The sequence below is a fragment of the Streptomyces nojiriensis genome (genome assembly GCF_017639205.1).
GTDB classification, from domain to species: Bacteria; Actinomycetota; Actinomycetes; order Streptomycetales; family Streptomycetaceae; genus Streptomyces; species Streptomyces nojiriensis.
In genome coordinates, this window is the sequence record NZ_CP071139.1 from 4,802,421 (window position 1) to 4,825,527 (window position 23,107).

General features: G+C 73.3%; 24 protein-coding genes. 16 read left to right on the forward strand and 8 right to left on the reverse strand.

What is annotated here, in order from left to right; translation table 11 throughout:
• Nucleotides 1-13 precede the first annotated feature (13 nt).
• Nucleotides 14-430, reverse strand: coding sequence for a pyridoxamine 5'-phosphate oxidase family protein (locus JYK04_RS22375; protein ID WP_189738226.1), 417 nt, complete (start codon nt 428-430; stop codon nt 14-16).
• Between the two features lie 149 nt (nt 431-579).
• Nucleotides 580-1,242: a response regulator gene (locus JYK04_RS22380; RefSeq protein ID WP_189738228.1), complete on the reverse strand. Its 663-nt coding sequence runs from the start codon at nt 1,240-1,242 to the stop codon at nt 580-582.
• Between the two features lie 327 nt (nt 1,243-1,569).
• On the opposite strand from JYK04_RS22380, the gene pdhA reads away from it, so the two are divergent.
• The 7 genes from pdhA to JYK04_RS22415 all read left to right on the forward strand — a co-directional run bounded on the left by pdhA (nt 1,570) and on the right by JYK04_RS22415 (nt 8,523).
• Nucleotides 1,570-2,772 carry a pyruvate dehydrogenase (acetyl-transferring) E1 component subunit alpha gene (gene pdhA, locus JYK04_RS22385; RefSeq protein WP_030010543.1) on the forward strand — a complete coding sequence of 401 codons (1,203 nt, stop codon included), beginning with the start codon at nt 1,570-1,572 and terminating at the stop codon, nt 2,770-2,772.
• Entirely contained in the window at nt 2,772-3,752 is a 981-nt protein-coding gene (locus tag JYK04_RS22390) for an alpha-ketoacid dehydrogenase subunit beta (RefSeq protein WP_030010542.1), read from the forward strand. Before pdhA ends, JYK04_RS22390 begins: the two co-directional genes overlap by 1 nt.
• Before the next feature lie 12 nt (nt 3,753-3,764).
• Nucleotides 3,765-5,192: a dihydrolipoamide acetyltransferase family protein gene (locus JYK04_RS22395; RefSeq protein WP_189738231.1), complete on the forward strand. Its 1,428-nt coding sequence runs from the start codon at nt 3,765-3,767 to the stop codon at nt 5,190-5,192.
• 95 nt (nt 5,193-5,287) lie between these two features.
• Complete coding sequence (locus tag JYK04_RS22400) at nt 5,288-5,944, forward strand: hypothetical protein (protein ID WP_189738234.1); 657 nt, start codon at nt 5,288-5,290, stop codon at nt 5,942-5,944.
• Between the two features lie 56 nt (nt 5,945-6,000).
• The gene (locus JYK04_RS22405) at nt 6,001-6,939 is read left to right on the forward strand and encodes a GNAT family N-acetyltransferase (protein WP_189738237.1); all 939 of its coding nucleotides are present in this window, start codon (nt 6,001-6,003) and stop codon (nt 6,937-6,939) included.
• A 58-nt stretch (nt 6,940-6,997) separates the two neighbouring features.
• Nucleotides 6,998-7,732: a hypothetical protein gene (locus JYK04_RS22410; protein ID WP_189738240.1), complete on the forward strand. Its 735-nt coding sequence runs from the start codon at nt 6,998-7,000 to the stop codon at nt 7,730-7,732.
• Nucleotides 7,733-7,758: 26 nt separating this feature from the next.
• A complete protein-coding gene (locus JYK04_RS22415; protein ID WP_189738243.1) occupies nt 7,759-8,523 on the forward strand; it encodes a hypothetical protein in 765 nt (254 codons plus the stop codon).
• 36 nt (nt 8,524-8,559) lie between these two features.
• Here the strand turns inward: JYK04_RS22415 and JYK04_RS22420 are convergent, their stop codons facing one another.
• The 3 genes from JYK04_RS22420 to JYK04_RS22430 all read right to left on the reverse strand — a co-directional run bounded on the left by JYK04_RS22420 (nt 8,560) and on the right by JYK04_RS22430 (nt 11,312).
• The gene (locus JYK04_RS22420) at nt 8,560-8,970 is read right to left on the reverse strand and encodes a PPOX class F420-dependent oxidoreductase (RefSeq protein ID WP_189738245.1); all 411 of its coding nucleotides are present in this window, start codon (nt 8,968-8,970) and stop codon (nt 8,560-8,562) included.
• A 104-nt stretch (nt 8,971-9,074) separates the two neighbouring features.
• A complete protein-coding gene (locus tag JYK04_RS22425) occupies nt 9,075-10,280 on the reverse strand; it encodes a DUF1266 domain-containing protein (RefSeq protein ID WP_189738247.1) in 1,206 nt (401 codons plus the stop codon).
• Between the two features lie 48 nt (nt 10,281-10,328).
• The gene (locus JYK04_RS22430; RefSeq protein ID WP_189738249.1) at nt 10,329-11,312 is read right to left on the reverse strand and encodes a GntR family transcriptional regulator; all 984 of its coding nucleotides are present in this window, start codon (nt 11,310-11,312) and stop codon (nt 10,329-10,331) included.
• A gap of 167 nt (nt 11,313-11,479) precedes the next feature.
• On the opposite strand from JYK04_RS22430, the gene JYK04_RS22435 reads away from it, so the two are divergent.
• The 3 genes from JYK04_RS22435 (at nt 11,480) to JYK04_RS22445 (ending at nt 15,068) form a co-directional block, all read left to right on the forward strand.
• Nucleotides 11,480-12,589: an FAD-dependent monooxygenase gene (locus tag JYK04_RS22435; protein WP_189738252.1), complete on the forward strand. Its 1,110-nt coding sequence runs from the start codon at nt 11,480-11,482 to the stop codon at nt 12,587-12,589.
• 220 nt (nt 12,590-12,809) lie between these two features.
• Nucleotides 12,810-14,705 carry a C1 family peptidase gene (locus tag JYK04_RS22440; RefSeq protein ID WP_189738254.1) on the forward strand — a complete coding sequence of 632 codons (1,896 nt, stop codon included), beginning with the start codon at nt 12,810-12,812 and terminating at the stop codon, nt 14,703-14,705.
• Between the two features lie 15 nt (nt 14,706-14,720).
• Entirely contained in the window at nt 14,721-15,068 is a 348-nt protein-coding gene (locus JYK04_RS22445; RefSeq protein ID WP_189738257.1) for a protease inhibitor I42 family protein, read from the forward strand.
• On the opposite strand, the gene JYK04_RS22450 is transcribed toward JYK04_RS22445, so the two are convergent.
• Nucleotides 15,052-16,233 (reverse strand): DUF418 domain-containing protein, encoded by a 1,182-nt coding sequence (locus JYK04_RS22450; protein WP_189738260.1) that lies wholly within the window; start codon nt 16,231-16,233, stop codon nt 15,052-15,054. The two genes, JYK04_RS22445 and JYK04_RS22450, sit on opposite strands and share 17 nt — an antisense overlap.
• 192 nt (nt 16,234-16,425) lie before the next feature.
• On the opposite strand from JYK04_RS22450, the gene JYK04_RS22455 reads away from it, so the two are divergent.
• From JYK04_RS22455 to JYK04_RS22465, 3 genes are read left to right on the forward strand one after another with little or no spacing between them, the layout of a single operon-like run.
• Nucleotides 16,426-17,076 carry a GntR family transcriptional regulator gene (locus tag JYK04_RS22455; protein ID WP_189738263.1) on the forward strand — a complete coding sequence of 217 codons (651 nt, stop codon included), beginning with the start codon at nt 16,426-16,428 and terminating at the stop codon, nt 17,074-17,076.
• A gap of 32 nt (nt 17,077-17,108) precedes the next feature.
• Complete coding sequence (locus JYK04_RS22460; protein WP_189738637.1) at nt 17,109-18,503, forward strand: MFS transporter; 1,395 nt, start codon at nt 17,109-17,111, stop codon at nt 18,501-18,503.
• A gap of 49 nt (nt 18,504-18,552) precedes the next feature.
• Nucleotides 18,553-19,587 carry an AraC-like ligand-binding domain-containing protein gene (locus JYK04_RS22465; RefSeq protein ID WP_189738266.1) on the forward strand — a complete coding sequence of 345 codons (1,035 nt, stop codon included), beginning with the start codon at nt 18,553-18,555 and terminating at the stop codon, nt 19,585-19,587.
• On the opposite strand, the gene JYK04_RS22470 is transcribed toward JYK04_RS22465, so the two are convergent.
• A complete protein-coding gene (locus JYK04_RS22470) occupies nt 19,562-20,392 on the reverse strand; it encodes a maleylpyruvate isomerase family mycothiol-dependent enzyme (RefSeq protein ID WP_189738269.1) in 831 nt (276 codons plus the stop codon). The two genes, JYK04_RS22465 and JYK04_RS22470, sit on opposite strands and share 26 nt — an antisense overlap.
• A gap of 149 nt (nt 20,393-20,541) precedes the next feature.
• Between JYK04_RS22470 and JYK04_RS22475 the strand changes: the two genes are divergently transcribed.
• The gene (locus JYK04_RS22475) at nt 20,542-21,321 is read left to right on the forward strand and encodes a carbon-nitrogen family hydrolase (RefSeq protein ID WP_189738272.1); all 780 of its coding nucleotides are present in this window, start codon (nt 20,542-20,544) and stop codon (nt 21,319-21,321) included.
• 116 nt (nt 21,322-21,437) lie between these two features.
• A complete protein-coding gene (locus JYK04_RS22480; RefSeq protein ID WP_229875377.1) occupies nt 21,438-21,749 on the forward strand; it encodes a hypothetical protein in 312 nt (103 codons plus the stop codon).
• Here the strand turns inward: JYK04_RS22480 and JYK04_RS22485 are convergent.
• A complete protein-coding gene (locus JYK04_RS22485) occupies nt 21,721-22,242 on the reverse strand; it encodes an LURP-one-related/scramblase family protein (protein ID WP_189738274.1) in 522 nt (173 codons plus the stop codon). The two genes, JYK04_RS22480 and JYK04_RS22485, sit on opposite strands and share 29 nt — an antisense overlap.
• 32 nt (nt 22,243-22,274) lie before the next feature.
• Here JYK04_RS22485 and JYK04_RS22490 point away from each other — a divergent pair, with 32 nt between their 5' ends.
• On the forward strand, nt 22,275-23,087 hold the full coding sequence (locus tag JYK04_RS22490; protein ID WP_189738277.1) for an ATP-grasp domain-containing protein: 813 nt from the start codon (nt 22,275-22,277) through the stop codon (nt 23,085-23,087).
• Nucleotides 23,088-23,107 lie beyond the last annotated feature (20 nt).

Here is a 23,107-nt window from a genome sequence, read left to right on the forward strand (position 1 = left end):
GCGTGAGCGCGGGTCAGAGCGCGTGCTGGTACTGCCGGTCCGGATTCCGGGCGAGTGAGTGCACGGTGACGAACTGGGGTTCGATACGCATGTAGACGGGGTCGAAGACCTGGCCGTCGATGAAATGCGGAACCGGGCCAAAGAGCTCCAGCTCGGCGTTGGCGGGCTCCACGACCTGCGCCGTTCCGGTGAACTGGACCGACCAGAGCTCGGGGTCCGGCGAATGGGAATTGTCGGCTCCGTAGGCCACCACACTGCCGTTGCAGGCCTGGTGGTAGCCGAAACCGGAATGCATTCTCAGGAGCACCCCGCCGTCCACCACGATGTGCCGGGCGAGCGCGAGGAAGGGCAGCGCGCGCATGCTGGTGGCCACGCGGCCGTACGGCACCCGGCGCAGCAGTTCGACGGCGTGGAGTTCCTCGGGGGACATGGCGTCCACTCTCGGTCACCGGCACCCCGCGGGGGAAGAGCAGCCCGCCCCGAGGAGGGGGGACGTTGGTCCCGAGTGGAACGCCCGGAGCAGGGGAACCCGTACCGTCACGGAGCGTCACCGCGCGTGGCCGGCGCGAGGGGCGGAGGTCAGCGCCGTTCGGCCTGCAGGCGGGCCACGTAGGCCGCGGCCTGGGAGCGGCGCTCCATGCCCAGCTTGGAGAGCAGGCTGGAGACGTAGTTCTTGATGGTCTTCTCGGCCAGGTGCAGCCGCTCGCCGATCACGCGGTTGGTCAGGCCCTCGCCGATCAGGTCGAGGATCTTCCGCTCCTGCTCGGTGAGGTGGGCCAGGCGGTCGTCGCCCCGGCCGCTCCTGCCGCCGTCGCGCAGCCGCTCCAGCACGCGGGCGGTGGCGACCGGGTCCAGCAGCGACCTGCCGGCGGCGACATCGCGGACGGCGCTCAGCAGCTCATTGCCGCGGATCGCCTTGAGCACGTAGCCGGAGGCGCCGGCCATGATCGCGTCGAAGAGCGCCTCGTCGTCGGCGAAGGAGGTCAGCATCAGGCATTTGACGTCCTCGTCCTGCGAGCGCACCTCGCGGCAGACCTCCACGCCGCTGCCGTCCGGGAGCCGGACGTCGAGGACGGCGACGTCGGGACGGGTGGCGGGAATGCGGACCAGTGCGTCGGCGGCGGTGCCGGCCTCGCCGACGATCTCGATGTCCTCTTCGACCGACAAGAGCTCGTGGACGCCCCGACGTACCACTTCGTGGTCGTCCAGGAGGAATACCTTGATTTTTCCGTCTTCGCGCACGAAGTCAGTTTCACACACTCACCCCTTCCCTGCCGGAGTTACCCGGGATAACGTGCCGTTGTTCCCGGCCCCTGCAAGGCTGTGACCAGTGGTTGTTCCCGTTGCTGCGTTTTTACTAGGAAATCCAAGCAAAAACGCAGGTCAAACGGGGTTTCGCAGTTATGCGGCGCACTGGGTAACGTGCATTGCGCAGGGCACTCGCCGGGACACCTGTCACGCCTGAATCCCCGTACGCGAAGCGCACCCACCCCGTGCGCTCGTTACGGATACAGGTGAGCCGCACTGGACCCCGGAGAACCCGGGTGCCGGACCGACGGAGGAGCACACGTGACCGTGGAGAGCACTGCCGCGCGCAAGCCGCGACGCAGCAGCGGCACCAAGCGGGCGGCAGGCGCGGCGAACGCCGCCGCCAAGCCCGCCGCTGCCACCGCGCAGACGCAGGACGCCGTACCTCAGCTCGTACAGCTGCTGACGCCCGAAGGGGACCGGGTAGAGAACGCGGACAACGCGGAATTCGCCCCCTTCGTCGCAGACATCACCACCGAGGACCTGCGCGGGCTGTACCGCGACATGGTCATGACCCGCCGCTTCGACGGTGAGGCGACCGCCCTGCAGCGTCAGGGCGAGCTGGGCCTGTGGGCCTCGCTCCTGGGCCAGGAGGCCGCCCAGATCGGCTCCGGCCGGGCGCTGAACGACGAGGACTACGTCTTCCCGACCTACCGCGAGCACGGCGTGGCCTGGTGCCGCGGGGTCGACCCGACCAACCTGCTCGGCATGTTCCGCGGCGTGAACCACGGCGGCTGGGACCCGAACACCAACAACTTCCACCTCTACACGATCGTCATCGGCTCGCAGACGCTCCACGCGACCGGTTACGCGATGGGTGTGGCCAAGGACGGCGCGGACTCCGCGGTCATCGCCTACTTCGGCGACGGCGCGTCCAGCCAGGGCGACGTCGCCGAGGCGTTCACCTTCTCCGCCGTCTACAACTCCCCCGTGGTGTTCTTCTGCCAGAACAACCAGTGGGCGATCTCCGAGCCGACCGAGCGCCAGATGCGCGTGCCGCTCTACCAGCGCGCTCAGGGCTTCGGCTTCCCGGGCGTGCGCGTCGACGGCAACGACGTGCTGGCCTGCCTGGCCGTGACCCGCTGGGCCCTGGACCGGGCCCGCCGCGGCGAGGGCCCGACCCTGGTCGAGGCGTTCACGTACCGCATGGGCGCGCACACCACCTCCGACGACCCGACGAAGTACCGGCGGGACGAGGAGACGGCGGCCTGGGAGGCCAAGGACCCGATCCTGCGCCTGAAGGCCCACCTGCTGGCCACCGGGGGCGCCGACGAGGCGTTCTTCACGGAGCTGGAGGCGGAGAGCGAGGCGATGGGCAAGCGCGTGCGCGAGGCCGTGCGCGCCATGCCCGACCCGGACACCATGGCGATCTTCGAGAACGTCTACGCGGACGGGCACGCGCTCGTCGACGAGGAGCGCGCCCAGTTCGCCGCCTACCTCGCGTCCTTCGAGGAGGGTCACTGATGGCTGTCGAGAAGATGTCGATCGCTAAGGCGCTCAACGAGTCGCTGCGCAAGGCCCTGGAGCAGGACCCCAAGGTCCTGATCATGGGTGAGGACGTCGGCAAGCTGGGCGGTGTCTTCCGGATCACCGACGGCCTGCAGAAGGACTTCGGCGAGGAGCGGGTCATCGACACCCCGCTCGCCGAGTCGGGCATCGTCGGCACCGCCATCGGCCTGGCCCTGCGCGGGTACCGGCCGGTCGTGGAGATCCAGTTCGACGGGTTCGTCTTCCCCGCGTACGACCAGATCGTCACGCAGCTCGCGAAGATGCACGCGCGCGCCCTGGGCAAGGTCAAGATGCCCGTCGTCGTGCGCATCCCGTACGCGGGCGGCATCGGCGCGGTCGAGCACCACAGCGAGTCCCCCGAGGCGCTCTTCGCGCACGTGCCCGGCCTCAAGGTGGTCTCCCCCTCGAACGCGAGCGACGCCTACTGGATGCTCCAGCAGGCGATCCTCAGCGACGACCCGGTGATCTTCTTCGAGCCGAAGCGCCGCTACTGGGACAAGGGCGAGGTCGACTTCGACGCCATCCCCGGTGAGCTGCACAAGGCGCGCGTGAGCCGCGAGGGCTCGGACGTCACCCTGGCCGCCTACGGCCCGATGGTGAAGGTCTGCCTGGAGGCCGCGGCCGCGGCCGCCGAGGAGGGCAAGTCGGTGGAGGTCCTCGACCTGCGCTCGATGTCCCCGGTCGACTTCGACGGGATCCAGGCCTCGGTCGAGAAGACCCGCCGGCTCGTGGTCGTCCACGAGGCGCCGGTGTTCCTCGGCGTCGGCGCGGAGGTCGCCGCCCGCATCACGGAGCGGTGCTTCTACCACCTGGAGGCGCCGGTCCTGCGCGTGGGCGGTTTCCACGCCCCGTACCCGCCGGCCCGCCTGGAGGACGAGTACCTGCCCGGCCTGGACCGGGTGCTCGACGCCGTCGACCGCTCGCTGGCGTACTAGGAGACCCGCGTCATGACCATCCGCGAATTCAAGATGCCCGATGTGGGCGAGGGCCTCACCGAGGCCGAGATCCTCAAGTGGTACGTCCAGCCCGGCGACACGGTCACCGACGGTCAGGTCGTCTGCGAGGTCGAGACGGCCAAGGCCGCCGTGGAACTGCCGATCCCGTTCGACGGTGTCGTGCACGCGCTCCTCTTCGAGGAGGGCACCACGGTCGACGTCGGCCAGGTCATCATCTCGGTCCAGACCGGCGAGGCGGAGGCTCCGGCCCCCGCCGCGGTGGAAGCGGCCCCGGCCGCTGCCGCCGCCGAGCCGGCCCCGGCCGCCCGCCAGCCCGTCCTGGTCGGCTACGGGGTCTCCGAGTCCTCCACCAAGCGCCGCCCGCGCAAGGCCGCCCCGGCGCCCGCCGTGGCCGCGCAGAACGGCACTGCGGCCCCGGTGGCCGCCCCCGCGGCTCCGGCCGCCCCGGCGCCGCTCCCCGCGGTCCCGGCGCAGCCGGGCGGCGAGCGGCCGCTGGCCAAGCCGCCGGTGCGCAAGCTCGCCAAGGACCTCGGCATCGACCTGGCCTCGGTGGTCCCCACCGGCGACGGCGGGGTCGTGACCCGGGAGGACGTGCACGCCGCGGCCGCCGCGGCGATCACCCCGCAGGCCGCCGCGCCCGCGGCGGTTCCGGCGGCCGCCCCGGCCGCTGCGGCCGCGCCCGTCGCGGTGGCCGCGGCCCCCGTGGCCGACGCCTCGGCGCGGGAGACCCGTATCCCGGTCAAGGGCGTCCGCAAGGTCACCGCGCAGGCCATGGTCGGCTCGGCCTTCACCGCGCCGCACGTCACCGAGTTCATCACGTTCGACGTGACGCGCACGATGAAGCTGGTCCAGGAGCTCAAGGCCGACCCGGACCTCGCGGGGCTGCGGATCAACCCGCTGCTGCTCATCGCCAAGGCCGTGCTGGTGGCCATCCGCCGCAACCCGGACGTCAACGCGTCCTGGGACGAGGCGGCCCAGGAGATCGTGCTCAAGCACTACGTCAACCTGGGCATCGCGGCGGCCACCCCGCGCGGGCTGATCGTCCCGAACATCAAGGACGCGCACGCCAAGACCCTCGGCGAGCTGTCGGAGTCCCTGTCCTCGCTGGTCGCCACGGCCCGCGACGGCAAGACCTCCCCGGCGGACATGCAGAACGGCACGATCACCATCACCAACGTCGGCGTCTTCGGCGTCGACACCGGTACGCCGATCCTGAACCCAGGCGAGTCCGCGATCCTCGCGGTCGGCGCGATCAAGCTCCAGCCGTGGGTCCACAAGGGCAAGGTGAAGCCCCGCCACGTCACCACCCTGGCGCTGTCGTTCGACCACCGTCTCATCGACGGCGAGCTCGGCTCCCGCTTCCTGGCCGACATCGCGGCGGTCCTGGAACACCCCCGCCGCCTGATCACCTGGTCGTAGCGGCACGCACGACGCCCCACCCGATGGCCGGCCTCCCCCAGGGAGGCCGGCCATCGGCCTTGTCCGACGAGGGAACGTCCCGAAGGAGCGGCGCGATGCAGGAGCAGGTCCCGGCGGTACCGGTGGCATCGGAGACGACCCTCGTACGCGAGGTCTTCGGCCCGCTCGGCGGCCTCGTCGAGTGCGGCGCGGCGCTGGAATCGGTGTCGGTGGGCGCGTTCGTCGCGCGGCACCGCGCCGAGCTGGACCGGGTGCTGGACGTGGTGCGGCGGTCGGGCGCCTTCCACGACGCGTCGATGGAGATCATGGACGGGCTCGGGTACCTGCGGGAGCACGACGTCCCGCCGGCCGCCCTGCTGATGTGGTCGGGAGGCATCGAGGAGTACACCCCGGACCTCGGCGCGCCGGAAACGGTGCGCCGCATGGCCCGGACGGGCGCCGACCTCCAGCTGGCGCACCTCCTCCAGGCGCTGGTGGGGGTCGCGGCCCTGCGCGGCGGCGGCGACGTGGAGCCCCGGGCCCGGGAGATCGCGGAGGCGATCGGCGCGGTGTGCGCGTGGGGCGGGGCCGGCGGTGGGCGGTCGCTCCGGGAGGTGTTCCTGATGTGGCGGGTCGCGTTCCTTCCCGGGCTTCTGATGCCCTCGGCGGGCTCGGCGGGCTCGGCGGGCTCGGCGGGCTCGGCGGAGCACTTCAAGCGGCGCCTGCGGGAGTACGCGCACGCCCTGGAAGGGATCGTGGCACGGGGGGAGTGACCGGGTCGTGGGGAAACCCCTGGTCAGGGCGGTGGGCCGCGTGTGATCATCGCCAGATGATCTTTCGCTCCGCCACTGCGGACCCCTTGGACCTGGACCGTGCCGTCGCCCACCCGGCCGACGGGCCCGTGCCCGCCCTGACCGCCGAGCGGATCCGTGAGGAGCTCGCGGAGAACCAGATCCGACCCGAGTGGATCTGGTTCGCCGAGGACGAGGACGGCGAGATCCTGGCCCGTGCGCTGTGGTGGGGGCGCGCCGACAGCGAGCGGCCCATCGCGCTCGACTGCCTCCAGGTGCGCGACGACGTGGCCGACCCGGCCGCGGTCGCCGCCGGGCTGCTGGAGGCCGGCCACGCCGCCTTCGGCAAGCGGCCGGGCTACAACATCTCCCTGCCCCGCGACTGGCGGGCCGACCCGGAGCTGGCCGCCGCGGTCGGCTGGCGCCAGGAGGCCGCGGCCGAGGCGGGCCTGACGCGCGAGATCGAGCGCCTGCGCTACGAGTGGACCCCGGCCGCCGGGACGGCCGGGCCCACCGGCCGGCTCGTCTTCCGCGAGGGCACGGACGAGGAGATGCTGGACGCCTTCGTCCGGCTCTCCCGGGACAGCCTCGACCTGGCCACGCAGCACGAACTGGAGCTGATGGACGCAGAGCAGCTGGCCCGCGAGGACTTCGACTTCTACCTCGACTGCCCCGGCGAGCGCTCCTGGTGGCGCCTGGCCCACCTCCCGGACGGCCGCCTCGCGGGCCTGGCCGTCCCGTCGGCGACCCCGTACCACCGCAACGTCGGCTACCTGGGCGTCGTACCGGAGCAGCGCGGCCAGGGCCTGATCGACGAGATCCTGGGCGAGATCACCCGCTTCCACGCGGCCGAGGGCGCGCAGCGCATCACCGCGACCACGGACACCGTCAACATCCCGATGGCCGCCGCCTTCGACCGGGCCGGCTACGAGGTCACCGAGATCCGGCTGGTACTGGAGGAACCGTCCGGGGTCTGAGGGACGTTCATCCGGCATGGAGGCCGGAAGCGGCGGACCCCGGAGGACGAGGAAGCGAATGAGTAGCGCACCCGGCCGGCCGGGCTACCGCGCCGAGCCGTCCGGCGACCCCGGCCGGAGCCGGGTCTTCCCGGTCCCGGTGCCGGCGGAGCTGCGGGCGCTCGGCAACGACGTCCGGGCGGCCGACTGGCCGGTGCGGCTCGCCTTCCGCAGCTCCCGGACCGCGCTGCTCGACACGCTCTGCCGCTGGCAGACCCTGCGCGCGCTGGCGTACGTGCACCTGCTGGCCGCCCGCACGGGGGACGAGCGGCTGCCGGTCGACCTGAGGGTGGTTCCCGGCCCGGAGGCGGCCGGCGATCCGGGCCTGCCCGAGCTGCTGGCGAGGCTGGAGAAGGCCGCCGCCGGCCTCCCGGCGGACCTGCTGGACACGGTCGTCTGCGACAGCGGCGGGCTGCTCGCCGACCAGCGGTTCGCGGCATCGGTGCTGGCCGCCGGGCTCACCGCCGATTCCCGGCCGGCGGACGCGGACGAGGCGGTCTCCCGCGCCGTGGTGCTCACCGGCTACTGGTACGAGGTCCCCGGGCTGCGCGGCGCGCTGGCCCTGGCGTGGAGCGCGAACCTGTTCGTCCGCTCCTGGCTGGGGTGGTCCCAGAAGTTCGTGTACGGCGACCCGGCGGGAGGCATCGGCATCACCTCCGACCCCCGCCCGCCCCGCCCGTCGGCGTCCGCCCTCCCGGGATGGGCGGCGCCCCTGCTGGACCGCATCGGGCGGGGGGACGGCGCCGGGAGGTAATCTCCCGCCCGGGGAAGGGGGCGCGGGTGTCCATCGCCGAATTGCAGGTGTACTCCGTCGAGGAGGCCGATGTCACGGGCGGCGTGTGCGTGGTCCGGTGCGTCGGCGGGGTGGCACGGGCCGGACAGGTCTACGCCGTCGGGGAATCCAGGATCGGGCTGCGCCGCATCGAACGCCACGGCCGGGCCGTCGGCTCCTTCGACGCCGGGCACATCGCGAGGGTCCACCTGGCCGGCGCCATGGTCGCGCTGCTCACCCGGGGGCAGGTGCTGACCTCGGTGCCGCCCGACGGGCACGCGCTGGAGGAGCTGGAGGCCTGGCTGGCCACCGAGCCGCCGCTGCGGGACGAACCGCACCCGCGGACCCTGCGCGTCCTGGCCGGGGTGCGGATGCGGGACGAGCGGCTGCCGGACGGGATCCGGCTGCGCTGGGGCCGGATCGCGCTGGCCGCCACCCACCGCTGCGCGCGGGCCGAGGGCGGGCCCGGTCTGCTCCGGGCGCCCGAACTGGCCGGCGTACAGGTCTACCTGATCCAGCAGTTCGGTCCGGAACGCGGTGGTGACCCGGCCGCCCTGTGCCGGGAGCTGCTGGCGCTGATGGACCTGGCCCCGGAGCAGGCCGCGGCCCAGGGCCGGGTCTGGCGGGACCTCCCGTACCACCGGATCCGGCACCTGCGCCGGATCAAGAGCCTGATCCCGTGGCTGGTGCTCGTGCGGCCCCACCTCGCGGACGCCGACCCGTCGGCGCGGGCGGTCGACGCCTGGGCGGCGGTCCGGCCCGACCTGCCCTAGGGGGGTGTGTCCTGGCCGGACCGCACGCCGTCGGTCCTACCGGGCCGCGTTGCCGAGGACCTTGGTCGGGGTGATGCGGACGACCACCCGGACGTCCTCGGCGGGGGCCTGCGCGTACTCCTTGCCGGCGCCCGGGCCCATGTACTCCTCGGCGATCCGGACGGCCACCGTCCGGCCGATGTCCTCGGTGACGGTGGCCGTGCCGCGGATCTCGGCGTAGAGGAAGGGATTGGCCAGGTCGAAGACGGTGATGCCGACCCGCCCGTCCCGGACGATGTTGCGCTCCTTGCGGCGGCCCCGCTCGGTGGAGACCAGCAGGTCGCCGCCGTCGCGGGTCACCCAGATCACCGAACTCTGCGGACTTCCGTCGGGGTTGATGGTCGACAGGACGGCGGGGTGCGGCGCGTCGAGCAGCCCTCGCACGGTCTCGTTCAGCTCAACAGTCATGGCGGCGAGGCTAGTCGGGGAGCCGGTGGCCCGCCGCCGGTTCCCGGCCGCGGCCGCCGACTACCCGAGGTCGGACACCGTCCGGACGGTCCGAGCGAAACGCCCTAGCTCCAGGGGATGTTGAGCCAGGGGCTGGCCGGGTCGGTCGTCAGCGCGAGGTGGGCGGCGAGCGCGGTCGTGTACCAGGTGCCGAACTCCTCCTCGTCGAAGTGCAGGCACCGGCCCAGGACGTACCCGGCGGAGAACTCCGCCCACGAGCGGTACGTGTCGCGCGCCGCCTCCCCGGCGCGCAGGACGGCCGTCTCGGCCTCGGCGACGGTCCCGTAGCGGCAGCCGACGCCCCAGCGGGCCATCTGCGAGGCCCGGCCGATGTCCCAGCCCTCCACGGAGCGGACCCAGCCGTCCTCGGGGAGCAGGCCGTCGGCCCGGAAGCGCTGCTCGTAGCGGGTGATCCGGCCGATGAGGCGCTTGACTCCGGCTATCTCCCCCTCGACCTCGGCGGCCGGCCGCGGCTGGGCGACGGTGACCCCGTCGGGGGTGAGCTGCGGCTCGGCGGCACGTTCGGCGCTGCGGCGCAGGCTCGCCTCGGCGGCGTGCCGCCAGTGCTCGATGTCCACCGGCCCGGCGAAGTCGGAGGCGAGGGCGCGGCGGACGCGGAGCGCGTACTCCCAGACGGGGCTGACCATCCCGCGGTCCAGCAGGGTCTCCAGGGTGGAGAGCCAGTCGGGCCGGTCGGTGATGCTCCAGCTCTTCGCGACGCGGCGGCGCTCGTACTGGTAGCCGCTGCCGTGGTAGGCGAGGGAGTTCCAGAACTCGCCGTTCGTCACGGCGAGATGGCCGCCGACGGCGAGGCCGTGGGCGACGGGCCCGTGCAGCGGGCCGCCGGTGAACAGGGCGTGGACCTTGCCCTCGGGCAGGCCGTAGTGGGGGGCGGCCTCCGCGTGGGCGCGCCAGCGGGCCAGGTCGGCGGGGGCGGTGGTGAGGTAGGCCTCGGAGGGGGAGCCCGGGTTCACGGCGAGGAAGGCGGGGTCGTCGGCGGCCCAGACCTTGGCGAACCAGCGCAGGCTGCGCGACTCGTAGACCGTCTCGGGGGTGGGGGCGGGCAGCATGCCGGCGGTGTGGACGACGAGCATCCGGTCCGGGGTGGCGTGGAAGAACACCGAGTCGGGGTGCGCGTCGGACCGCGCGCGGGACTGCGCCACGTACAGCGGCGTACGGGCCAGTACGTCGAAGTAGGCGGCCCAGTCGCCGGCGGTCTTGGCCTCGTACAGCTCTCTCTCGATGGCGCTCGGCGCGATCCACGTCCCCATGCGGCCCGAGCCTATACGGGCTCCCGCCGGGGGCCCGAAGGAGCGTCCTCAGCCTTCGACGACGGGGGTCAGGCCGTCCAGGAGGGCACGCAGCCCGAGGTCGAAGAGCGCGTCGAGCCGCAGGTCGTAGCCGTCCTCGAAGGACCCGACCACCTTGGCGAAGGTCGGGAAGCGGCCGGAGTCCACCAGTTCCCGCAGGACGGGGGCGCGGCTGTCCATCCACTGGTCCTCCGACTGGCCCGTGGCGGCTTCGGCGTCGGCCTCCAACTCCAGGTGGACCGCGAGGCCGTGCACATGGCTGTAGAGCAGGACGTGGATGTCGAAGAGGGTGGTGGGGTCGAGTCCGTGGCCGTCGAGGGCGCTCAGCATCCACTCGCCGTGGACCAGCAGGTTGGGCACCAGCAACGGGCGGGTGAGCGAGCCGACCCGGGCCAGCCAGGGGTGCTTGCGGTACAGGCCCCACAGGGTCCGGGTGCCCACCTCGACGCGCGCCCGCCAGTCCTCGGGGACGTCGGCGTCGGCGTAGGCGTCGGCGGGGCGGGCCTCGCCGAACGCGGCGTCGGCCATGAGCAGGACCAGGTCCTCCTTGCTCGGCACGTACCGGTACGTCGACATCGCCGCGACGCCGAGCCGGGCCGCGACACCGCGCATGGAGAGCGCCGCGAGCCCTTCGGCGTCGGCGATCTCGACGGAGGCGCGGACGATCCGGTCGAGGGTCAGCTCCGGCTCGGTGTCCGGGGCGGGCGAGGGGCGCCTGCGGGCCGTCGGTGCGGTGGGGGCGGCGGGCCCCGCGGGCGAGCTCCCGGCGACGACCGTCCCGATCCGCGGGCGGGCCTCGACCAAACCCTCCAGGCGCAGGGTCGTCAGCGCCTTGGTGGCGGTGGCGAGCGCGACGCCCCATTGCGCGGCGATCTGCCGGGTGGAGGGGACCCGGTCCCCGGGGGCGAGTTCCCCGTCCGCGATGCGCCGCCGGATCGTGGCGACGATGCGCAGGTAGGGGGGATCACCCGCTGTGCCTGTGGTCTGCGTCACGTTCTGCCGCCTTCCTGTCCTGTACTAGTGCAGAGGGTAGCAGCGGAGACGCGCTCCCGGACCTGTTCTGACCTAGTACAGACTCGTTGTAATGCCTGTTGAGAGACCTGCGCGTACGTCGTACATTCAGTGTGCGTACAGCGTACAAACCACTGAAGGAGCTTCTCATGCGGACCGTACTCATCTCCGGCGGCGGCATCGCGGGTCCCGTCCTCGCCCACCTCCTGCACGGCCACGGCTTCGCGGCCACCGTCGTCGAACGCGCCCCGGGCGTGCGCGGCGGCGGGCAGGCCGTGGACATCCGCGGCGTCGCGCTCGACGTGGTGGGGCGCATGGGGCTGCTGGAGCGGGCGAGCAGCGTACGCACCCGGATGCGCGGCATGTCGATCCTCGGCCCCGACGGCAGCGAGGTCGGCCGCTCCACCGAGGCGACCTTCAGCAGCGGCCGGCTCGACGGCGAGGACATCGAGGTGCTGCGCGAGGACCTGGTGCGGATGGTCCACGAGCACACCCGCGCGGACGTCGAGTACCTCTTCGGCGACACCGTCACCGCTCTGGAGGAGGACGGGAACGGAGTGCGGGTGGAGTTCGCGCAGGCGGCGCCGCGCACCTTCGACCTCGTCGTGGGGGCGGACGGCCTGCACTCCACCGTCCGGCGCCTGGCCTTCGGCCCCGAGGAGGACTACGCCCACCACCTGGGCAGCTACCTCTCGGTGTTCGGCGCGGACAACTTCCTCGGCCTGGAGGACTGGCAGATGTGGCTGCGGGACCGGGACATGGGCTTCGGCATCATGCCCGTACGCGACAACACCGAACTGCGCATCGCCTTCGGCTTCGAGTCCGCCCCCCTCGCCCCGGAACTGCGCACCGCCGAGGCCCTGCGGAAGGCCGTCGTCGACCGGCTGGAGACCGTGGGCTGGGAAGGGGCCCGCCTGGCCGAGGCGGCCCGCAAGGCGCCCGACTTCTACTGCGACGCCATGGCCCAGATCCGCATGGACCAGTGGTCGCGGGGCCGGGTCACCCTGCTCGGGGACGCCGGCTACTGCCCCTCCCCCCTCTCGGGGCAGGGCACCAGCCTGGCCCTGGTCGGCGCCCACGTGCTGGCCGACTCCCTCGCCGGGGCCGGGGGCGACCACGTCGCCGCGTACGCCCGCTACGAGGAGCGGATGCGGCCCTTCGTCGACCTCAACCAGGCGCTGGCGACCGAGAATCCGGGCGGCCCCGCCTCCGAGGAATCGGTGGAGCGCGCCAAGAACGCGATCTCCCTGGACGGCTGAACCCCGGTACGCCGCCCTCACGGTTCCGGGCGACCCGGCGCCCGGCGCCCGGCATCCGGCGACCCGGCGCCCGGTGCCGTCCCGGCCGAGCCCGCGGGCCCCGCGGCACGGCACGCCCCCTCGTGCCACCGCGCGACCGTGCGGACCCCCTTGACGCCCCCGGGCGCCGGGGAGACGCTCCCGGGTCTTGGATCCGAACGGTTGCAGCTGGGGGGCCGCCATGCCGGAGGAGTCTGTCCAGACCGCGGGGGAGCTGCGTGCGCAGCTCGTCGCGCAGGGGGCGCGCTGGTCGGTCCTGGAGCACCTCGCCGACGAGGAGCCCGTGCCGCGGCCTTCGCTCGGTCTGGAGCCCGGGGCGAACCTGACCACCGCCGAGGACGCGGGGGTGATCGATCTCCCGGGGATCATCGGCCACGCGAGCGGCAATCCGAACCTGACCCGGCGCCGCGCCGCCCACGGGCTGCTGCCCGGGGTCCGGGGGCCGGCCGCCCCGGCCCGGCCTGCCGCCGTGGACTGGCGCACCCGCTGGGGATGGCCGTGGATCACCAAGGTGAAGGACCAGAACCCGTGCGGCTCCTGCTGGGCCTTCGGCGCCGCCGGCCTGGTGGAGTCCATGGCCCGGATCGAGCACGACGTATGGGCGGAGCGCTCCGAGGGGGACGTCCACGACGGCCTGCGCTTCACCTGCGGCCAGGGCAGCAATCCGGAGACCGCCCTCGACTGGATCAAGGCGAACGGCGGGCTCGCCGACCCGGACTGCTGGCCGTACAGCACCCCGCCCGCCGGTCTGCCCGCCGCCCGCCGCGACGCCTGGCGCGCCGAGTACACGCCCAGCTGGGACCGGTCCGGCCGGACCGTCCGGATCACCGACTACGTCCGGCTCGGCGACGTGGAGCAGCAGAAGGTCTGGCTGGACACGGTCGGCCCGCTGACGGCCTGCTTCGACGTCTACGACGACTTCTTCGGCCTCGGCTCCGGCGTGTACCACCGTACGAGCGACCATCTCGCGGGCGGCCACTGCGTGTTGATCGTCGGCTACGACGACGCGGCGGGCTGCTGGCTGTTCAAGAACTCCTGGGGGACGGGCTACCACGTGGGCGGCTACGGCCGGATCGCCTACGGCGAGGTCAACATCGACCACTGGGCCAAGTGCGGTCTGCGCGGCACCAACCCCGACCCGTGGACCAAGCGCCGCCTGCACACCGGCAACGTCTACGAGAGCGGCAACGGCCGCGCCCACCGCAACTTCGAGCTGCTCGCCACCGCCCCCGGCGACCGCCTCCAGCACTGGTGGCGCGAGGGCGACTCCCCGTTCGCCTGGGCCCGCGCGGGCACCTTCGCCGCCGACGCCTCCGGCCAGCCCGCCTTCACCGGCACCACCTACAACCGCAACATGGAGTCCCTGCACGTGACCACCGGCGGCCGGCTGCGCCACTGGTACTACGAGCAGTCCGGCGGGGCCTGGCGCGACGGCGGCGTGTTCGGGCCGGGGGACGCGGCCGTCGGTTCGACCCCGGCGTTCATCCAGAGCGACTACGGCAAGCCGGGCAACTTCGAGGTGGTCGTCCGGACCGCCGACGGCCGCCTCAACCACTGGTGGCGGATCAACGGCGCCCCCTGGACCTGGAACGACGGCGGCCGGTTCGCCTCCGGCATCGCCCACTACGGTCCCGCCCTCGTCCAGACCCGCGGCCGCCACCTCGACCTCGTCGCCGCCCTCACCGACGGCCGCATGCAGCTGTGGTGGCGCGACGATCCGAACGGCTTCACCTGGCGGGCCGGGGAGATCTTCGGCAGCGGTACGGCGGCCGTCTCCGCGCCCTGCCTGATCGAGGGGCAGTTCGGGGCCGCCGACGAGGACACCGCCGGGAACTACGAGCTGTGCGTGGCCGTCGCCGGCGGCCGCGTGGAGCACTGGTGGCGCGGCAACGCGGGCGGCTCGCCCTGGCGGCGCAGCGCGGTCTTCGGGCACGACGTCGCCGCCGTCACCGGGATGCTCCAGGGCAGTTTCGGGTTCAACCTGGAAGTCATCGTCCTGCGCACCGACCGCCGCCTCCAGCACTACTGGCGCGACGGCGCGGGCTGGCACGAGGGGTCGGTGATCGGCCCCGTCTGAGAGGACCGGACGGGCGTGGAGGTACGGAGCATCGTGCTGGGCCCGGACGAGCCGTACGAGCTGCGGCTCACCGGGCGGGGCGCGCGCGGGTACGTGTGGACCTGGCAGGTCACCGGGGACGCGGACGCGGTGACGGTGGCGGAGGCCCCCGAGACCCCGGCCGACAGGAACCCGGCCGCCGCCGGGGCGGCCCGGCTGCCCGGGGCCCCGGTGGAGCGGACGTACGTGGTCCGGGCCCGGCCCCCGGGCGGGGGCCGGGCCCGGATCCGCTTCGCGCAGGTCCGGCCGCCCTACCCGGACGAGGCCCCGTACGACGAGTTCGTCCTGGACGTGGAGGTGGCGGCGGTCACCGGCGGGGCTTGAGGACCGTGCGCTGTACGGCTTCCAGGGGGCCGTGGCCGAAGCGGCGCAGCCACAGCCGCGATCCGGCGGCCAGGGTCAGGCTCACACCGGCCCACAGGCCCATCACCCACCAGGGGCCGCTGCCGCCGAACCGTTCGGCGAGGCCCAGCCCGATGCCGTAGCAGAGCAGCATGCAGAGCAGGTTCTGGGCGACGTAGCAGGACAGGGCGGTGCGGCCGACGGAGCCGAGCGCGCGGCTCACCGGGGCCGGGATCCACTGCCGGTCGAGGGCGATGCCGATCAGGCCGATGTAGCCGAGGGCGAGCAGCGGCGCGGCGCCGTAGCGGCCCAGGAGGTAGAAGTCGGAGCCGCCGAGGGTGGTCGCGGCGTTCAGCGGCAGCCCGAGGCCCAGGCCCCAGGCGGCCGTCCGGGTCCGGATGCGGCGGCCTTCGGCGGTGGCGGTGAAGGCGCCCGCGCGGTGCAGCCGCACGCCGAGGAGGAAGAGGAACACGAGCAGCCCGAAGGAGATGACCGGCTCGATGCGCAGCGCGAGGAAGTGTTCCAGGCGGAAGGCGATCTGGGCCGGATAGCCGCCGTGGGCGTACAGCTCGACGGCGGCCGGGTCCGGGCTCTTCGGGGCGCCGGCGGGCCGGCTCAGCGCGTCGAGGGTCACCAGGGACATCAGCGCCAGGTGCAGCGCGCCGGCCGTCCACATGGCCGCCTTGCGCACCTTCTCGGCGCGGGCCAGCAGCCAGGCGACGAGGAGGGCGGTGACGGCGTACCCCATGAGCACGTCCCAGGCGAAGACGAGCACGAAGTGGACGGTGCCCTCGACGAAGAGGAAGGCGGCGCGGCGCGGGTAGCGGCCGGGCCAGGGGTCGCCGCGGCGGGCGGCGGAGTCGAACTGGATGGCCAGGCCCACCCCGAACAGGACCGTCAGCAGGGCCAGGAACTTGCCGTCGGCGAGGAAGCGGAAGACGCTCTCGGCGAGGTGGGCGGCGGAGGGGTCGGCGATCGGGTCCGGCGGCTTCAGACCGCCCTGGAGCACCCCCCACTCCGAGCCGGGCGAGGTGAAGATCCAGACGTTGGTCATGAGCGTGCCGAGGATCGCGGCGCCGCGCAGGACGTCCAGGAGCGGGAGCCGGTCGGTCTTGTGAGCCGCCGGGGCGAGCAGGGTGTCGGCCATGACTTCAGCCTCCCGGTGCGCGGGGCCCCGTACGTCCTGCGGGTGGACGAAGGCGCGGTACGTCCTTCGATGCAGCGGGCGGCCCGCGGACCACACCCGGGGTCCGGGCGCCGGGTCGCCGCCCGGCACCCGGTCCGGTCCACATCCTGGACCCGGCCGGGCTTGCACCCCTGTTGTATCTATCCTGTGCGCATGCCCGCCCCCGCCCCTGCCGCGACCGCCGCCGACCGTGTCTACCGGCACGTCAAGCAGGGGGTGCTCGACCGCCGCTACGAAGGCGGCATCCTCCTGACCGAGGGCGAACTGGCCGCCGCCGTCGGGGTGTCCCGCACGCCCGTCCGCGAGGCACTGCTGCGGCTGGAGACCGAGGGGCTGCTGAAGCTGTACCCGAAGAAGGGCGCCCTGGTCCTCCAGGTCTCCGCGCAGGAGATCACCGACGTCCTCGAAACCCGCCTGCTGGTCGAGGAGTTCACCGTACGCAGAGCCGTGCCGGCCCCACCGGGCCTGCTGGACCGGCTCGCCGCCCTGCTCGACGAACAGCGCCGGCACGCCGACGAAGGCGACCTCGCCGCGATGATGGCCGCCGACCGCGGCTTCCACGCCGAGATCGTGCGCAGCGCCGGGAACCAGATCCTGTGCCGGCTCTACGACCAACTCCGCGACCGGCAGCTGCGGATGGGCGTGGCCCTGCTGCACGCCCACCCCGAACGGCTGGACCGCACCCTCGCAGAGCACGCGGAGATCCTGGACGCGCTGCGCGCCGGGGACGCGGACACGGCCGCCGCGGCGGTCCGCGGGCACATCGGCCGGGTCGAGGCCCTGGTGCGGGGGCCGGGCCGGTGAAGGGGCCGGTGAAGGGGCCGGTGAACGGCCCGGTGAGCGCCTCCCCGGCCAGGGCCGGCACACCCGCCGACCCGCCGGGCGGCCGGAAGGCCGTCGCCGTGTGGGGCATCGGCGTCGCCGTCTACTTCGTGGCGGTGATCTTCCGTACCAGCCTGGGCGTGGCCGGCCTGGACGCCGCCGACCGCTTCCACGTGGGCGCCTCGGCGCTGGCCACCTTCTCCCTCCTCCAGCTGCTGGTCTACGCGGGCATGCAGATACCCGTGGGCCTGATGGTCGACCGGCTCGGCACCAAGAAGGTGCTGACCCTGGGCGCGGTGCTCTTCACCGCCGGCCAGCTCGGCTTCGCGCTGGCGCCCTCGTACGGGATGGCGCTCGCCGCGCGGGCGCTGCTGGGCTGCGGCGACGCGATGACCTTCATCTCGGTCCTGCGGCTCGGCACCCGCTGGTTCCCGGCCCGGCGCGGGCCGCTGATGGCCCAGCTCGCCGGGCTGGTCGGCATGGCGGGCAACCTCGTCTCCACCCTCGTCCTCGCCCCGGTCCTGCACGGCGTCGGCTGGACCGCCGCCTTCGCGGGCAGCGCGGCGGCGGGGCTGGTGGTCCTGGTGCCGCTGACGCTGTTCCTGCGGGACCACCCCGAGGGGTACGGGCCCGCGCCGCGTGCCGCCGGGACCGCCGGGGCTCCGGGGGGCTTCGTCCGCCGCCAGATCCGGGAGTCCTGGGCCGAACCCGGCACCCGGCTCGGCCTGTGGGTGCACTTCACCACGCAGTTCCCCGCGATGGTCTTCCTGCTGCTGTGGGGCATGCCCTTCCTGGTCGAGGCGCAGGGGCTGTCGCGGACCACCGCGGGCGGGCTGCTGACGCTGGTCGTCGCCTCGAACATGGCGCTCGGGCTTGTCTACGGCCAGATCGTCGGCCGCCGCCAGTCCGCGCGGATCCCGCTCGCCCTGGGCACGGTCGGCCTCACCGCCCTGCTGTGGGCGGCGGTCCTCGCGTACCCGGGCGACCGGGCGCCGATGTGGCTGCTGGTCGCCCTGTGCCTGGTGCTCGGCGGCTGCGGACCGGCATCGATGATCGGCTTCGACTTCGCCCGCCCGGCCAACCCGGCGGAGCGCCAGGGCACCGCCTCCGGCATCACGAACATGGGCGGCTTCATCGCCTCCATGACCACCCTGCTGACGGTCGGCATCCTGCTCGACGCCACCGGCGACAACTACCGCGTCGCCTTCTCCGCGGTCTTCGTCCTCGAAGCGCTGGGCGTGGCCAGCATCCTGCGCCTGCGCCCCCTCGCCCTGGCCCGCGAGGCCGCCCGGGGCCGCGTCACCGTCCCGGCGCAGGCACTGGAGCCGGGGCCGGAGCCGGAGCCGGAACCGGAGCCGGTGTCCCGTGCGTGTCCCCTCCCGGAAACAGCAGGGCGCGAGGCGCCGTAGGTCCGCCGTCCCTCCGGGAGAGCGGTGTCGGGAGGGGGATCCGCCGCAGATGTGGACGAAGCTGTCCGCAGGCGCCGTGCCGACCGTGGAGAGGTTCGACTGGTTCACGGACGTCATTTCCAGCTCGCTGATGCCCACCGCGCTCAGGAGCGAACGCTCCGCCGACTTCCAGGCGGAGGCGGCGGTCCTGGACCTGGGCGCCGTGCAGGTCTCCTCCTTCGAGTACTCCCACGTACGCTCGCGGCGCACCCCCGCGCTGATCCGGCGCGCGGACCCGGAGCAGTACCAGCTGTCGCTGCTGACCCGCGGCCGGATGTGGATGTCCCAGTGCGGCAGCGACGCGGAGCTCGCCCCCGGGGACATGATCCTCTGGGACACCTCGCACCCCTTCGAGGCCGACTGCCGACCGGGCGACGGCACCCTCCGGGCGCTGGTCGTCCAGCTGCCGAAGACCGTGCTGCCGCTGCGCGCCGGCCGGATCGATCCGCTGCTCGGCCGCCGCGTCGGCGCGGAGAGCGGCCTGGGAGCCATCCTCGCGGGGTTCATCGCCTCGCTCGGACGGCACGGCTCCGACTGCGGGCCGCAAGAGCTGCGCCACCTCGGCACGGCCGCGATCGAGCTGACCGCCGCCTGCCTCGCCGAACGCCTCGACGCCTACGGGGAACTGCCCGCCGAGGTCCGCGCCCGCGCTCTGCGCGAGCGGATCGACACCTTCATCGAGGACGGCCTCGGGGACCCGGCACTCACCCCCGGCCTGATCGCCGCCGCCCACGGCATCTCCGTACGCGCCCTGCACGTGCTCTTCCGCGAGGGCCCGGAGAGCGTCGCGGCCGTCGTCCGGCGCCGCCGCCTGGAGCGCTGCCGTACCGACCTGGCCCGCCCCGAGCTGGCCGGACGGCCCGTCCACGAGATCGGCGCCCGCTGGTGCTTCACCAATGCCGCGGCCTTCAGTCGGGCCTTCCGGGACGCCTACGCGATCAGCCCCACCGAGTTCCGCCGCACGGCCGCCCGGGCCGCACGACTCGGCCGCACGACCGGGCCGTGCGGCCCCGCAGGCCTTACGGGGTCACGGAGAACTGCGTGAGGATGGCGTCCGCCAGCTCCGCGTCGCCCTCCACCTTCACCCGGTCCGCGACGGTGTGCGCCCGTACCCGGCCCGCCGCCAGGCGGACGTAGGTCTCCCAGTCCAGCGTCAGGGTCACCGCCGGGCCCAGCGACGGCGACTTGTTCACCGTGCCGCGGCCGTCCGCGTCCACCCGTACCGTCCGCATGAACTCCAGCTGGCCGTGGACGTCGATGACCACCGCCGAGTTCGCCGGCGCCCCCGCCTTCTTGGCCACCACCTTCGGCAGCCCGGCCAGCAGGAGGTCCCGGGCCACGTACGCGCCCGGCGAGTCCCAGTTCCCCGGTGCCCCCAGCGCCGCCCGCAGGTCCTGCTCGTGGATCCACACGTCGAACGCCCGCAGCCGCAGCGCCTGCTCCAGCGTCACCTGGTCACCGAGCGGCCCGCGGACCATGGTGGCCGGATCCCGCTTCTCGTTCCGCAGCTGCCGGGAGCGCCGGATCACCGTGTACTCCAGCTCCGAGGTCATCTCCGGCGCGGTGTGGTGCCGCCGCACGTCGACCTGCACCTCCATGTACCGGCTGAACTCGTCCACCACGTGCCGCAGGTCCCGCGCCACGGTGTGGATCGGCCGCGGGTCCCCGAGCTGCTCGCACTCGATGCCGATGATGTGGGAGACGACATCGCGGACCGACCAGCCGGGACACGGCGTCGCCCGGTTCCACTCGCCCTCCGTCAGCGGGAGGACCAACTCGGATATCGCCTCGATGGAGTGTGTCCAGGCGTCGGCATAGGGCTGGAGGGCGGGATGCGGCTGGACGGTCAACGGGACCCCTCGCGGTGCTGTTCAATGGCGCGTTTCGGAAGCGGTGGACTCAGTTTCCAAAACTACGCTGCCGGTGAGCACCCCGGCAGTGCTTTCGTGTGACGATCGTAGGCCCGAGTTGACGGCTTGAACGCCAGGACGGTGGTAGTGTGCGCGCCTCGCTGATCCAAATCGCAGTGAACGAGGGCGAGTCGGTGTCTTCCCGACGCGTCCGCGTGGCCGAACTCGTACGGGAGCAGGCAGGCTCCGATCTCGTCGTCCTGCCGGAGCTGTGGCCGGTCGGCGCATTCGCCTACGAGCAGTTCGAGACCGAGGCCGAACCGCTGGACGGACCGACCTACGAGGCCATGTCCAAGGCGGCGCGCGACGCCGGCGTCTGGCTGCACGCGGGTTCGGTCGTGGAGCGCGCCGGCGACGGCTCCCTCTACAACACCGCCCTCGTCCTCTCCCCGGCGGGCGAGCTCGCCGCCACCTACCGGAAGATCCACCGCTTCGGCTTCGACCAGGGCGAGGCCGTGCTGATGTCGGCCGGGGACTCCCTGACCACGGTCACCCTGCCCGAGCAGACCCTCGGCATCGCCACCTGCTACGACCTGCGCTTCCCGGAGCTGTTCCGCGGCCTCGTCGACGCCGGGGCCACCACGATGGTCGTCTCGGCGGGCTGGCCCGCCCGCCGCCGCTCCCACTGGACCCTGCTCAACCGGGCGCGCGCCGTGGAGGACCAGTCCTACGTCCTGGCGTGCGGGACGGCCGGCACCCACGCGGGCGTGGAGCAGGCCGGGCACAGCCTGGTGGTCGACCCGTGGGGCGAGGTCCTGGCGGAGGCGGGCCCCGGCGAGGAGGTCCTCACCGTCGACCTGGACCCGGCCAAGGTCCCCGACACCCGCTCCCAGTTCCCGGCGCTGAAGGACCGCCGCATGGGCCGCTGACGCCGCCATGGCGTCCCCGGGGCTCCCGGAGCCCCGGTTGGCGCCGGGGTTCGCGGGCAGACGAAGGGGACGGGCGGCGTCGGCCGCCGGGTCCACGACGAGGAGGCGGGTACACCGTGACGGACGACGCAGAGGCCGTTCTGGAGGCCGCCCTGGAACCGCACGAGCCCTCCGCCGCGGAGATCGCGGCCCGGCGGCGCGTCCGGGAGCGGGCCGTAGGCCTGACCCACCACGAGGCCCGCGCCGCCCTGGAGGCGGTGCTGGCGGCCGCCGGCGACCTGGAGCGCGCCGACGCCGCCGTCCGCGCCGAGGCCGCCGAGTGGCAGCGCATCTGCGAGCTCCTCTTCGACCACGGAGGCCCGTACACACCGGATGCCGACCCCTACGTCCAGGGTCAGCTCACGGCCCGGGAACACCATCGGGGCTGACCCCGTCCTCCCGCTCCTTCTCCGCCATCCGGATCACGCACACCGCGACCGCGATCAGCAGCGCCGCGTCCGCGTCCTCCCGGACCACGTCCACCGCGTACGTCTCGCGCAGCCGGTACCACTGCCGCGAGACCAGCGCGAGCAGCTCCCCGTCGTACTCGACCTTGAACTCGCGGTCCAGGATCCGCCCGCTGACATCGAGCTCGGTGCCCTCGGCCAGGGTCACGCGGAAGTGGCCCCGCACCAGCGAGAGCCGCTTGCGGCGGATCACCGCGAGCCGCCGCTGGTCCCGCTCCAGGGTCATCGCGTCCCGCAGCGCGAACAGCTTCTCCCGCAAGGTGATCAGGATCTGCCCGTCCGGATCCTTCAGCTCCAGCGTGTCCCGGAAGCGCAGCGCCTTCCCGTCGACGAGGAAGGCGTGCCGGCCGTTCTCGTCCTCGATCCAGTAGTCGTCCCCGATGGCCACCATTTTGTCCCGTACGAGGTATTTCATGCGCTGATCAGTGCCCGCGATAGGTTGCCCTCATGCCCCTGCTCTACGTGACCGACCTGGCGTACCCCGCACGCGGCCGCCGCTACTGCGACGAGGACATATTCCTCACGTCCCGACTGCGCGCCGCGTTCGACCTGGCCCTGTGCCATCCCGCGGACGCGGAAGCCATGCTGCCGCTCGGCTTCGACGCGGTGATCGTCCGCAACAGCGGCCCGGTCCTGCACTACCAGGAGGCCTACGACTCCTTCCGCGCGGCCGCCCTCGCCTCCGGAACCCGCGTCTACAACCCGCTCACCGGCCGCGCCGACATGGCGGGCAAGCAGTACCTCCTCGACCTGACGGCCGCCGGCTACCCGGTCATCCCGACGGTCGACGACCCCGCCCGGCTGGCGGAGCTGCCGCAGGTGCCGCAGTACGCGGTCAAGCCGAAGCAGGGCGCCGACTCCATCGGCCTCACCTTCACCGCGACACCGGACGGGCCCGCCGGGGCCGTGCTGATCCAGCCGCGCATCGACTTCACGTACGAGGTGTCCTTCTACTTCGTCGACGACGCCTTCCAGTACGCGCTGTACGCCCCCGATCCGGCCCGCCGTTGGGAGCTGGAGCCCTACTCCCCGACCGGGGCGGACCTGGCCTTCGCCCGCTCCTTCGTCGACTGGAACACCCTCGACCACGGCATCCAGCGCGTCGACGCCTGCCGGGCGCCGTCCGGCGAGCTGCTCCTCGTCGAACTGGAGGACCTGAACCCGTACTTGTCGCTGGACCTCGTCCCGGCACCGGTACAGGACGCCTTCGTCGGCGCGCTCACAAGATCCCTCCACACCTTCCTCAGCACCACCGCCTGATGTCAGACCCGGCTGCCAGG